The organism is Winogradskyella ouciana, from assembly GCF_009709615.1.
GTDB classification, from domain to species: Bacteria; Bacteroidota; Bacteroidia; order Flavobacteriales; family Flavobacteriaceae; genus Winogradskyella; species Winogradskyella ouciana.
Genome location: NZ_WJYA01000002.1, coordinates 35384 through 48342, shown reverse-complemented (window position 1 = coordinate 48342; position 12959 = coordinate 35384). Strand labels below are relative to the sequence as shown.

Annotated in this window: 8 protein-coding genes; 4 read left to right on the top strand and 4 right to left on the bottom strand. The window is 34.8% G+C overall.

Going from position 1 to position 12959, the window contains the following annotated elements:
* Positions 1 to 16: 16 nt before the first annotated feature.
* Positions 17 to 2065 carry an HD family phosphohydrolase gene (locus F1003_RS01000; protein WP_155087341.1) on the bottom strand — a complete coding sequence of 683 codons (2049 nt, stop codon included), beginning with the start codon at positions 2063 to 2065 and terminating at the stop codon, positions 17 to 19.
* Positions 2066 to 2178: 113 nt separating this feature from the next.
* On the opposite strand from F1003_RS01000, the gene F1003_RS00995 reads away from it, so the two are divergent.
* Both F1003_RS00995 and F1003_RS00990 read left to right on the top strand, forming a co-directional pair.
* The gene (locus tag F1003_RS00995; protein WP_155087340.1) at positions 2179 to 3357 is read left to right on the top strand and encodes an acetyl-CoA C-acyltransferase; all 1179 of its coding nucleotides are present in this window, start codon (positions 2179 to 2181) and stop codon (positions 3355 to 3357) included.
* A 9-nt stretch (positions 3358 to 3366) separates the two neighbouring features.
* On the top strand, positions 3367 to 4116 hold the full coding sequence (locus F1003_RS00990) for a C40 family peptidase (protein ID WP_155087339.1): 750 nt from the start codon (positions 3367 to 3369) through the stop codon (positions 4114 to 4116).
* Between the two features lie 51 nt (positions 4117 to 4167).
* On the opposite strand, the gene F1003_RS00985 is transcribed toward F1003_RS00990, so the two are convergent.
* Both F1003_RS00985 and gyrA read right to left on the bottom strand, forming a co-directional pair.
* Positions 4168 to 5463: a tetratricopeptide repeat protein gene (locus F1003_RS00985; protein WP_155087338.1), complete on the bottom strand. Its 1296-nt coding sequence runs from the start codon at positions 5461 to 5463 to the stop codon at positions 4168 to 4170.
* A gap of 29 nt (positions 5464 to 5492) precedes the next feature.
* Positions 5493 to 8030 carry a DNA gyrase subunit A gene (gyrA, locus tag F1003_RS00980; protein ID WP_155087337.1) on the bottom strand — a complete coding sequence of 846 codons (2538 nt, stop codon included), beginning with the start codon at positions 8028 to 8030 and terminating at the stop codon, positions 5493 to 5495.
* 262 nt (positions 8031 to 8292) lie between these two features.
* Here gyrA and F1003_RS00975 point away from each other — a divergent pair, with 262 nt between their 5' ends.
* Positions 8293 to 10848, top strand: a complete 2556-nt coding sequence (locus F1003_RS00975; RefSeq protein WP_155087336.1) for an ATP-dependent Clp protease ATP-binding subunit — start codon at positions 8293 to 8295, stop codon at positions 10846 to 10848.
* 84 nt (positions 10849 to 10932) lie between these two features.
* A complete protein-coding gene (locus tag F1003_RS00970; RefSeq protein WP_155087335.1) occupies positions 10933 to 11307 on the top strand; it encodes a hypothetical protein in 375 nt (124 codons plus the stop codon).
* Between the two features lie 9 nt (positions 11308 to 11316).
* On the opposite strand, the gene hutH is transcribed toward F1003_RS00970, so the two are convergent.
* Complete coding sequence (gene hutH, locus F1003_RS00965) at positions 11317 to 12852, bottom strand: histidine ammonia-lyase (protein WP_155087686.1); 1536 nt, start codon at positions 12850 to 12852, stop codon at positions 11317 to 11319.
* Between the last annotated feature and the right edge of the window lie 107 nt (positions 12853 to 12959).

Here is a 12959-nt window from a genome sequence, read left to right as displayed (position 1 = left end):
AGGCTTTTTTGTTTTATTACTCAGGGTATTCAATTCTAAGGTGGTATATGTTTGCCAACTTATGCTTTAGTACTTTTTTAATGGACTGAATTTCCTTAAATGTAATGTTGGCATTTAGAAACTGACCATTTTCCATTTGCTTGTCTATAATACTCTCTACAAAGTCATTAATTTTTGTAGTTGTAGGTTCTTTGAGGCTTTTTGAAGCGGCTTCAACACTGTCGCACATCATTAAAATAGCCGTTTCTTTACTAAAAGGCTTTGGTCCAGGGTAAGAATAATCCTCTAATTTTAAATCTTCATTTTCTGCTTTTTCCTTCATATAAAAATAATACACCATACTTGTACCATGATGTGTTCTTATAAAATCAATCACACGATCTGGTAAATTGTGCTTTTTGGCAATCTCTATACCTTTTATAACATGATTTACTATAACTCTGGCACTTTCGCGATTCGATAATTCATCATGTGGATTTATGCCTGTACTCTGATTTTCAGTAAAATAAGTTGGATTTTTCATCTTACCAATATCATGATACAAAGCGCCTACCCTTACAAGCATAGCATTTGCTCCAATCTCATTTGCAGAAGCTTCAGCTAAATTGGCCACGTTTAAAGAATGATGAAAAGTTCCAGGTGCTTTATTAGAAAGCTCCTTTAATAATTTTGTGTTTGTGTCTGAAAGTTCAAGTAAGGACACGTCAGAAACCAGTCCAAATACCTTTTCATAAATGTATATTAAAGGTTGTACAAATAATGTTGCCAAACCACATAATATAAACAGGCCGAAAGTTTCCCATTTTAAGCTTGTTACCTGCCCTTCTTGAATTACAAAAAATGCAAAATATGCTATTATATAAATAAGTGTTATTTGACCTACTGAAATAAATAAATTAGCGCGCTTATATAATTCTGAAACGGTAAGTATAGTTACAATTCCCGCGATTATCTGTAAGAACATATACTCATAACTATTAGGTACTATAAATCCTAAAAGCAATACGGTAAGCACATGTGCAAAAAGCCCTAACCTAGCATCAAAAAATGCCTTTAACACCAATGGTAAAATACAAAGTGGTACAACATAGATATACTGAGAATTATAGCTAATTACCAACGTAGTTAACAGAATCATTATAACTACATTGAAAAATATAAAGGTGACTTTTGTGTTGTTCAAAAACACCTCCATACGGTACTTTCTTAAGAATAATAATAACATCAAAAGCGCTAATGCCACCAATAAGGTGTATGCGACAAGCACCCAGTTATAATTTGCGGTATTCCAAACTTGGGATTCATACTCAGATTTTAAGGAATTTAATACTATATACTCTTCATCCTCAACGACTTGACCTTTTGAAATAATGAGCTGATCTTTATCTATACTACCTCGGGTTTGGGAAATTTGAGAAAGTTCTTCCTCTAAGGCGTTTTGGGTTAAACTCTCGTTTAGTGTAATATTCGGTTTTATAATATCAAAAAAGAGAGAGATGATTTTATTACGATCTGCAGATGGTGATTCTGAAAAATGATCATCAAGACGTTGTCGCAATTGTCCAATTTCAATTAAATCTTCATACTGTAGTTGCTTTTCAATTGTGTTTGAAGATACTAAAACCACTGGCTTAGTGTTGGGGTAATTATAGTCCGTATCTAAAATGCCGTTAGAATACAGCAAATCAACAAAAGATCTTCCTTTCTTATATAGACTAGATTCATTGGTGTTTAAATCTAATGTGTCTTTAAATGTTTGATTGAATTTTTTTAAATATTCTGACAGCACTAAATCCTTAACCTCAGTATTTAAATCAAAATATACTGAAGCGTTGTTTTCTACCTCCAATCTTTCGCTCTCAATCTCCTCCTGTGCTTTTTTTATCGCAAAATTAAAAGGGGCATATAAGTTTTCGGACTGCCAAGGCTTTCCTTTTTCAAAAGAAAATCTAAACTTCCCTGTCTTAGGAAACAGATAGACTATGAATAATGTAGTGGACAGAAACAATAGTATTTTATATACTAATGCATGATTTTTGTACCATTTGTTGAGAAGTTCCTTCATACACAATCAAAAGTAAGAAATAATAAAATTTTAGGCTGCTATAATCCTAATTACATTCTAAAATCTCTCAAAAATTGATTAATTTCGCAGCAACTAAATAAAACATAAATATAATGAACAAGGATGTAGTTATTGTATCTGCTGTAAGAACACCAATAGGAAGTTTTTTAGGAAGCTTATCTAGTGTTCCGGCACCAAGATTAGGCGCTACTGCAATTAAAGGAGCTTTAGATAAAATTAGTTTAAAACCTGAATTGGTTGATGAAGTATTGATGGGAAATGTTGTACAAGCAGGTACAGGACAAGCCCCAGCAAGACAAGCCGCAATTTATGCAGGTATTCCAGATACAGTGCCTTGTACTACTATTAATAAAGTTTGCGCTTCTGGTATGAAAGCCATTACTCAAGCTGCCCAAGCTATTCAACTTGGAGATGCGGAAATTGTTGTAGCTGGTGGAATGGAAAACATGAGTGCAATACCACACTACTACCATGCAAGAAGTGCTACTAAATTTGGACCTGCAACACTTGAAGATGGTATGCAAAAAGACGGATTGGTAGATGCCTATGAAAAACATGCCATGGGAGTTTGTGCGGATGCTTGTGCCACGGAATATAAGTTTAGCAGAGAAGATCAAGATGCATACGCAATCCAATCTTATGAGCGCTCTAAGGCAGCTTGGGATGCTGGTAAGTTTGATGATGAAATCGTTCCTGTTGAAGTGCCACAGCGTCGCGGTGAGCCTATAATAGTTAATCGAGACGAAGAATACACCAACGTAAAGATGGAAAAGATTCCTACTTTACGTCCTGCTTTTACCAAAGAAGGTACGGTTACCGCTGCAAATGCATCCACTATTAATGATGGTGCGGCAGCAATGGTACTGATGAGCAGGGAAAAGGCTAATGAATTAGGATTAAAACCAATTGCAACTATAAAAAGTTATGCGGATGCAGCACAAGAACCTAAATGGTTTACTACTGCGCCTGCCAAGGCATTACCAAAAGCGTTAGCTAAAGCAAATATTGAGTTTAAAGATGTTGATTATTTTGAATTTAATGAAGCTTTCTCAGTTGTTGGTTTAGCAAACATGAAAATTTTAGGATTATCCGACGAAAACGTAAACGTTAATGGTGGTGCAGTTTCATTGGGTCATCCTTTAGGATGTTCTGGTGCAAGAATCCTTGTTACCCTAATTAATGTATTGCATCAAAATAATGCCAAAATTGGTGCAGCTGCTATCTGTAATGGTGGTGGTGGTGCATCTGCAATGGTCTTAGAGCGTGCTTAAAACTTTTCTATGCAATACGGCATTTGCAATTTAGGAATTGTACCCATACGATTAGAACCTAGCGATACTAGTGAAATGGTAACGCAGGCTCTGTATGGTGATCAGTTTAAAGTGCTTGAGCAACGAAAGAAATGGAGCCGTATTCGTTTTGCCTATGACAAATACGAAGGGTGGATAGATAATAAACAGTATCTAGAGATTGAAGAATCTCAGTACAAATTATTATTAGAAGCAGATATAAATTTATCGAAAGATTTAGTAGAATTTGTTTCCGATGCATCAAATAATCTCTACCCAATTCCACTTGGGTCAGATTTAAATAGCTTAGAGCTTCTTAAGCACAAATTTGATGGTAATAGGTTGACATCAAAAAATGAAAAGACCAACATAATCCAAACATCTTTTTTGTATTTGAATGCTCCGTATTTATGGGGAGGAAAAACACCCTTCGGAATTGATTGTTCTGGTTTTACACAAATGGTTTATAAGCTAAATGGGTATAAATTATTGAGAGATGCTTCTCAACAAGCAGCTCAAGGTATGGCTTTAAGTTTTATTGAAGAGAGTGAGCCTGGCGATCTAGCGTTTTTTGATAATGCCGAAGGTGATATCATCCATGTAGGTATTATTATGGAAAACAATTACATTATTCATGCACACGGTAAAGTGCGAATAGATCGTTTAGATCATAGCGGTATCTATAATGTTGACAAAAACTCACATACACATAGGCTAAGAGTCATTAAAAAGATTGTATAAAAAAGCGACTATTTTGGTAATAGTCGCTTTTTAATTTTATAGTTTCAAAGATTAATTCCCACCAGAACCAGCTTCAATTTCTTCAACTTTTGCTCTCATCTCCTTAAACTTTTCAGTTTCACCTAATGCGCTATATATATTCTTCAATTGACCAAGAATATCAAGATTTTTGGTATTAGGGTTTTTCTCTACATAATTTTCTAGATGTTCTGCAGCTTTTTGAAAGTGCTCATTCTTTTGAGATCTCAATTCCTCATAGCGTTTGTTATCAGCTGATGACGTACCTAATGAATTCATTTCGTCATTCAGTGCATTACCTCTATTGATTTCTATAGCAGACAAATTTAAAGCTGCATCGGCATAACTTGGCTTATACTTTAAGGTTTTATTAAAAGCTTCAATTGCATAATCGTATTGCTCAGCTTCCATTGCCAATACACCTACATTGTAATTTAATTCAGGATTTTCTGGGTCCATATTTAAAGCTTCCTTATATAACTCAGCAGCTTTATCTGTATTACCCAATTGAAGATAAACATTACCCTCTGAAAGAATTAAATTATAATCATTAGGGTTATCTTCTTTTGCATCTTGGATAGCACTTAAGGCTTTTTCATTTTCACCTTTAGTAACATAAATGATGGCTATATTTTTTACTATGTCCGCTCTCCTAGATTCTGACTGGGCATCTCTAGGCTTAACATGGGTTTTTAGTGTCTTTACAGACAAATCTCTACCTGCTTTATCAGCAAATATTTCTTCTTCACCGGTCTCTTTATTAGTAGCATAGTAATTCATTTTAACACCAGTATAGCCTAAATCTTTTAACTGAATAAAATAATCTAAGGCTGTGTCATAATCTTGATCTTCTACCGCAGAATATGCAGCATTGAATAAGTACATGGTGTCCTGAGGTGAAACTCTGTAAATTTTCTCAAACCTCTTTGCGGCCGTTTTATAATCCTTATTATTAAAAGCATTATTAGCTTTAGTTATAAAAGAATTGAACATCTGGGATTTCATTTCGTTAGCCTCTTCAGTATACCTGAGTTTGCCCATTCCAGATTCTAACTCCTTAAGTTGATCTAAAGTAGCAATTGCCTCGTCAACATTTGCGTCGGTACCGGCACCATTAGCGTATAGTGCTTGAGCTTTAAGGAAATAAAATTTTGCCTTGGTCTTATCATCCATATTTCCAATTAATGCTTCTGCAGCTGCTACAGCAGATTTAGCATCAGCAAAATTTGAATTTTTTACTGCTTTTTCAATAGCTTTTACTTCACTCTTTTGTGCAAAAGACATAGATGTAATAGCCAAAAGCAACATTAATGTCATAAATTTTTTCATCTTGTAATAAATAATTTTGTTGTTAATTTTTAGTTTTCAGTTTCATTATTATCAATAGCCGTGCCATCCTCATTAGGTGCCTGATTGTCAGACAACTCAGAATCTAACTCTTCAACATCTTCATCGTCATCTTTCATGACTTTTGCTACTGCAGCAATAGAGTCATTGCCTTTTAAGTTAATGAGTTTTACACCTTGTGTTGCTCTTCCCATTACCCTTAAATCAGCGACTTCCATACGAATAGCAATACCAGATTTATTGATAATCATTAAATCATCGTCATCTGTCACATTCTTTATAGATACTAAGTTACCTGTTTTTTCTGTAATAGAAATAGTTTTTACACCTTTTCCGCCTCTATTGGTAATTCTGTAATCATCTAAACTAGAACGTTTTCCATAGCCATTTTCAGAAACAACGAGAATATTGCTATCCATATCATCTACTGCAATCATACCTATTACTTCATCTGTTTTTTCGTCTTGCAGCCTAATTCCCCTAACACCAGAAGCATTTCTTCCCATTGGTCTGGTCTTGGCTTCTTCAAAACGAATGGCTTTACCCGATTTAAGCGCTAACATTACCTGACTCTCACCTGTTGTAAGCTTTGCTTCCAATAACGTATCATCTTCTCTAATGGTAATCGCATTGATGCCATTAGTACGAGGTCTAGAGTATTGCTCTAAAGATGTTTTCTTAACCTGACCTTTCTTTGTCGCCATAATGACATAGTGACTATTGATATAGTCTTGGTCTTTTAAGTCTTGTGTACAAATGAAAGCCATCACTTTATCATCTTGCTCAATATTTATAAGATTCTGAATAGCCCTTCCTTTAGATGTTTTAGCTCCTTCAGGAATTTCGTAAACACGCATCCAGAAACATTTTCCTTTTTGTGTGAAGAACAGCATATATTGATGGTTAGTACCTACAAATAGATGTTCTAAGAAATCCTCATTACGAGTAGTCGATGCTTTTTGACCTACTCCACCTCTATTTTGGGTTTTATATTCCGTAAGTGATGTACGCTTAATATAACCTGCATGCGAAATAGTAATGACAACTTTTTCGTCTGGAATCATATCTTCGATACTCAAATCACCGCCTGCATACTCTATAACCGAACGACGGTCATCACCATATTTATCTCTTACCACTTCAAGCTCCTCCTTTATGATATCCATTCGACGCTCTTTCTTGTCTAAGATATCTTTAAGATCTATTATGGTTTTCATTATTTCTTCGTACTCAGAACGTAATTTGTCTTGCTCCAGACCAGTTAACTGACGCAAACGCATCTCAACAATGGCCTTGGCTTGTATTTCGGAAAGTTTGAATCGTTCAATTAAATTATTTCGAGCTTCATCTGCATTTGAAGATGCACGAATAATTTTAATAACCTCATCAATATTGTCTGAAGCTATAATTAAGCCCTCTAAAATATGAGCACGTTCTTCAGCTTTACGTAATTCATAAGTAGTACGTCTAACAACAACCTCATGCCTATGTTCAACGAAGTAGTGAATTAGTTCTTTTAAATTTAATAATTGCGGGCGTCCATTTACTAAAGCTATATTATTAACACTAAAGGACGATTGTAATGCGGTGTACTTGTATAATTTATTAAGTACAATATTAGGAATCGCATCACGCTTTAAAACATAAACGATTCGCATTCCGTTTCTATCAGATTCATCTCTTATGGTAGAAATGCCTTCGAGCTTTTTATCATTTACCAAGTCTGCAGTTTTCTTAATCATATCTGCTTTATTGACTTGGTAAGGAATTTCGTTTACGATAATGCATTCACGTCCATTAACTTCTTCAATATTGGCTTTACCACGCATAACGATTCGGCCACGACCTGTATGAAAAGCTTCCTTTACACCATCGTATCCATAAATTGTTCCTCCAGTAGGAAAATCTGGTGCCTTAATATGTTGCATCAACTCATCAATTTCAATGTCGTTATTGTCTATATAAGCTATAGTACCATTAACAACTTCAGTAAGGTTATGCGGAGGCATGTTTGTAGCCATACCAACTGCAATACCAGATGCTCCATTAACCAAAAGACCAGGAATACGCGTTGGCAAAACCGTTGGTTCTTCAAGCGTATCATCAAAATTTAATTTATGATCTACTGTTTCCTTGTCAATATCTGCCAACATGTCTTCAGAAATCTTGCGCATTCTAGCCTCAGTATAACGCATTGCTGCTGGACTATCGCCATCAACCGAACCAAAGTTACCTTGACCATCAATTAACATATAACGCAAACTCCACTCTTGGGCCATACGTACCATAGTATCATAAACTGAAGTATCACCATGTGGGTGATATTTACCTAAAACTTCACCAACAATTCTTGCCGATTTTTTATGTGCTGTATTTGATCTAACACCAAGTTCGTGCATACCATAAAGTACACGTCTATGTACTGGCTTTAAACCATCTCTTACATCTGGTAACGCGCGTGACACAATGACTGACATTGAGTAGTCAATGTAAGCCGATTTCATTTCATCTTCAATGTTAATTGGAATGAGTTTTTCTCCTTCTGCCATATATAAAATTAATTAGATTTTTTGTAGGTTTTCAAAACGTGCTAATATAACCAATTTGGTAGTGTTTAAAGAGAATTTAAGGCTTGTTTTTAGGAGTTTTTATTAACAATTTTTAATATCTTTTTCGTTAATAAGTATCTTGATATTTGCTTTGATTTAAAATGCTTTTTTAGTCTATTCGTTTACACATAATATTTAAGGTATGGTTTTTGTTCTTTAGATAATATGTTTTTACTATTTTTAAAGCAGAAAGGAATTTACTATGGATGATAATTTTTCCCCAAGAGTTAAAGATGTTATAGCTTATAGCAAAGAGGAAGCTCTGCGTTTAGGTCACGATTTTATTGGTACCGAACATTTAATGTTGGGATTACTGCGTGACGGAAACGGAAAGGCAATAGATATATTAAGTTCATTGGATGTAGACCTTAATCATTTGAGACGAAAAGTTGAAATTTTAAGCCCTGCTAATCCTAATATAACAACAACATCTAACGAAAAGAAAAACTTGCACTTAACAAGGCAAGCTGAGCGTGCTTTAAAAACAACTTTTTTAGAAGCAAAACTGTTTCAGAGTACCTCTATAAATACTGCACATTTATTATTGTGTATTTTAAGAAATGAAAATGATCCAACTACTAAATTGTTGAACAAACTTAAAGTTGACTATGACAACGTTAAAGAAGAATTTAAATCTATGATTACAAGCGAAGATGATTACCTAGATGAGCCAAAGTCAGAATCATTCTCAGATGATGATGCAAATGAAGAAGAAGAGGATGCAAAACAAAACCCGTTTGGCGGAAGCCAATCTAGCAAAACAAACAAGAAGTCTAAAACACCTGTTTTAGATAACTTTGGAAGAGACTTAACCGTTCTTGCTGAAGAAGGCAAACTAGATCCTGTTGTGGGTCGAGAAAAAGAAATACAGCGTGTATCTCAGATATTGAGCAGACGTAAGAAAAATAACCCTCTCTTAATAGGAGAACCTGGTGTTGGTAAGTCTGCTATAGCCGAAGGATTGGCACTTAGAATTGTAAAGCGAAAAGTATCGCGTACTTTATTTAATAAGCGTGTAGTAACTTTGGACTTGGCTAGTTTAGTTGCTGGAACAAAATATAGAGGTCAGTTTGAAGAGCGAATGAAAGCGGTAATGAATGAGCTAGAAAAGAATGATGACATTATTCTCTTCATTGATGAAATTCATACCATCGTTGGTGCTGGTGGAGCAACTGGTAGTTTAGATGCTTCTAACATGTTTAAACCTGCTCTTGCAAGAGGAGAGATTCAATGCATTGGTGCCACAACTTTAGATGAGTACAGACAGTATATCGAAAAAGATGGAGCTTTAGAACGTCGTTTTCAGAAAGTCATTGTTGAACCAACAACTGTTGATGAGACAATTGAAATCCTAAATAATATTAAAGGTAAATACGAGGAACACCATAATGTTGATTATACAGATGACGCAATTGAAGCTTGTGTAAAATTAACTAATCGCTATATGACTGAGCGATTCCTTCCAGACAAGGCCATTGATGCCTTAGACGAAGCAGGTTCTCGAGTTCATATAACAAATATTGACGTGCCTAAGCAGATTCTAGAGTTAGAGAAGAAGCTAGAAGAGGTTAAGGAAACCAAAAACAGTGTTGTAAAGAAACAGAAGTATGAGGAAGCTGCAAAGCTAAGGGATGATGAAAAACGATTAGAAAAGGAGCTTGCTTCAGCCCAAGAAAAATGGGAAGAAGAAACCAAACAGCACCGAGAAGTGGTTACCGAAGATAATGTAGCTGATGTCGTATCTATGATGACAGGTATTCCTGTAAACAAAATTGCACAGACTGAAATTAATAAATTGTCTCAATTACCAGACCTTATTAAAGGAAAAGTAATCGGTCAGGATACTGCTGTTGCAAAAGTTGTTAAAGCAATTCAGAGAAACAGAGCTGGATTAAAAGACCCTAATAAACCAATAGGTTCGTTTATATTCTTAGGCCAAACAGGAGTTGGTAAAACTCAATTGGCAAAAGTATTGGCTCGCGAGTTATTTGATAGTGATGACGCCTTAGTACGCATTGACATGAGTGAATACATGGAGAAGTTTGCGATATCACGTTTAATTGGAGCACCTCCAGGATACGTTGGTTATGAAGAAGGTGGTCAGCTTACTGAAAAAATTAGACGTAAGCCATACGCTGTAGTACTTTTAGATGAAATTGAAAAAGCACATCCAGATGTCTTCAACATGTTATTACAGGTTCTTGATGATGGATACTTAACAGATAGCCTTGGTCGTAAAATTGATTTTAGAAACACCATAATTATTATGACTTCTAATATTGGTGCGCGCAAATTAAAAGACTTCGGGACTGGTGTAGGTTTTGGTACTTCTGCTAAAGAAGCTCAAGAAAGTGATTATGCCAAAGCAGTCATTGAAAATGCACTTAAAAAAGCCTTTGCGCCAGAATTCTTAAACAGAATTGATGATGTCATTGTCTTTAATGCTCTAGAAAAAGAGGATATCGATAAGATCATTGATATTGAATTGGTGAAGCTTATAAGTAGAATTAAAGATTTAGGTTATGAACTTAAATTAACAGCTAAAGCGAAAGACTACATTGCTGAAAAAGGATTCGATAAGCAATATGGTGCAAGACCACTAAACAGAGCTATTCAGAAATATGTAGAAGATGCTCTTGCTGAAGAGATTATCAATTCTAAAATCCATGAAGGTGATACCATTACCATGGATTTGGATTCTAAAAATGATAAATTGAAGATTAAAATTAAATCTTCAAGCAAGACTACTGAGTCCTAAACATTTAGAAAATAAACACTAAAAACTCCTCAATATTTGAGGAGTTTTTTTATATATTAAGGGAACCTTTGAATTATTTAACTCATGAAAGAATCCCTAACCTTCGACTTTTGTGATATGACGATTTATGATTACTATGTCGTTGTTGTTATGAAAGAAGGAGTAAATATTACACCAGATTATAATGAAATTTTGGTGGAAGTAACTAACGCGTACTATGCGGACAAACCTTTTGTATATATAACACATAGAGTCAATTCGTATTCCGTAGATCCAAAAATCTACTATGAAACTGCAAAAATTGACAATCTAATAGGGTTTGCCGTGGTCTCCAGTAATTATAAAGCCAAGGTTAATGCCCAAATAGAACAAATGTTTTTTACCAAACCTTTTGAAATATTTACCGAATTAGAAGATGCTTTTAGCTGGGCAAAGGAGCTTATTGAAAAGAAAAGCTAGATTAAAAAATCAATGTTTTTCCACACCATAATTATTTAAAAACAATTCCTCTACTTCTATATCAACCTCTTTAATAAACCGTATTGAAGCTTCAATGTCATTATGCAACACCTGATCTTCTTTTATAAATGGAACCACTTTTCTATAGTGTTCCAAGAAAGACTCAAGTAACGGAGACGTTTTTAATGGTCTTCTAAATTCTAAAGCTTGTGAAGCATTCATCAACTCAATAGCAATGATGCGCTCTACATTTTTAATTAAGGTGTGGGCTTGAGTTGCTGCATTGGCTCCCATGCTCACATGGTCTTCTTGTCCATTACTAGAAACGATACTATCCACACTTGCAGGTGAAGCCAATTGTTTATTAGCACTGACAATACTAGCCGCTGTATATTGTGGTATCATGAAACCAGAATTCAATCCTGGATTATCAACTAAAAATGCTGGCAAACCTCGTAATCCCGAAACTAATTGAAATATTCGGCGTTCAGAAATATTACCAATTTCAGCCATGGCAATTTTTAAATAATCTAAAGCCAAAGCTAATGGCTGCCCATGAAAATTACCACCAGAAATTATCATATCCTCATCAGGAAAAATATTTGGGTTATCCGTTACTGCATTTATCTCCGTTAAAATTACCTTCTCAACAAAGTCTAAGGTATCCTTTGTAGCTCCATGTACCTGAGGAATGCATCGGAACGAATAAGGGTCTTGCACATGTTCTTTTTCTCTATTGATGAGTTCACTCCCTTCCAAAAGTTCACTAAATCTCCTTGCCACTTTTCTCTGACCAGGATGTGGTCTTACATCATGGACCAAATCGTGAAAAGGATCTAATCTCCCATCAAAAGCATCTAAAGAAATAGAGGCTATGATATCTGCCATATATGATGTTTTGTGAGACATCAATAACAAATAAACACCATAAGCACTCATAAACTGTGTGCCATTTAAAAGCGCCAAACCTTCTTTAGCTTCAAGTTTAATAGGTTCCCAACCAAATCTTGTTAAAAGTTCTGAAGCTTCAAAATTTTCACCGTTATGCACAACACTTCCCTTTCCTAAAAGCGGTAAAGCTAAATGTGCTAAGGGTGCCAAATCACCTGATGCTCCCAATGACCCTTGTGTAAATACAAAAGGAAATATATCATTATTAAAAAAGTCTATAAGCCGCTCAATGGTCTTTAACTGCACACCACTATGTCCATAACTTAATGATTGAATCTTTAAAAGCAGCATCACTTTAACAATGGATTCTGGAACACGATCACCAGTGCCGCATGCGTGAGACATCACCAAATTCTCTTGTAATTTAGTTAAGTCTTCATTAGAAATCTTTACATTATAAAGCGAACCAAAGCCTGTATTTATTCCATAAATTGGCTTTTTATTATTGGCTAGCTTTTCATATAAATAAGCTTTACAGGCTGTTATTTTATCAATTGACTTCTGAGAGAGTTTTAATTTTTTGTTTTCTTTAAAAATATTGTATATCGTAACAATATCAATTGTTTCAGAAGAAATGATATGATAGTTATCCATAGATTCTAAGTTATATCCTTCAAAATTGAGAATATTTTTTGGTTTCACAACAATTTGTTAATAAATCATATTCTCTTGAATATCTCCTTATAATTTATATTTTTGAT

Excerpts from the sequence above, each read along its gene's own strand:
- F1003_RS01000 (WP_155087341.1), bottom strand. The coding sequence starts at position 2,065 with ATGAAGGAACTTCTCAACAAATGGTACAAAAATCATGCATTAGTATAT.
- F1003_RS00995 (WP_155087340.1), top strand. The coding sequence starts at position 2,179 with ATGAACAAGGATGTAGTTATTGTATCTGCTGTAAGAACACCAATAGGA.
- F1003_RS00990 (WP_155087339.1), top strand. The coding sequence starts at position 3,367 with ATGCAATACGGCATTTGCAATTTAGGAATTGTACCCATACGATTAGAA.
- F1003_RS00985 (WP_155087338.1), bottom strand. The coding sequence starts at position 5,463 with ATGAAAAAATTTATGACATTAATGTTGCTTTTGGCTATTACATCTATG.
- gyrA (WP_155087337.1), bottom strand. The coding sequence starts at position 8,030 with ATGGCAGAAGGAGAAAAACTCATTCCAATTAACATTGAAGATGAAATG.
- F1003_RS00975 (WP_155087336.1), top strand. The coding sequence starts at position 8,293 with ATGGATGATAATTTTTCCCCAAGAGTTAAAGATGTTATAGCTTATAGC.
- F1003_RS00970 (WP_155087335.1), top strand. The coding sequence starts at position 10,933 with ATGAAAGAATCCCTAACCTTCGACTTTTGTGATATGACGATTTATGAT.
- hutH (WP_155087686.1), bottom strand. The coding sequence starts at position 12,852 with ATGGATAACTATCATATCATTTCTTCTGAAACAATTGATATTGTTACG.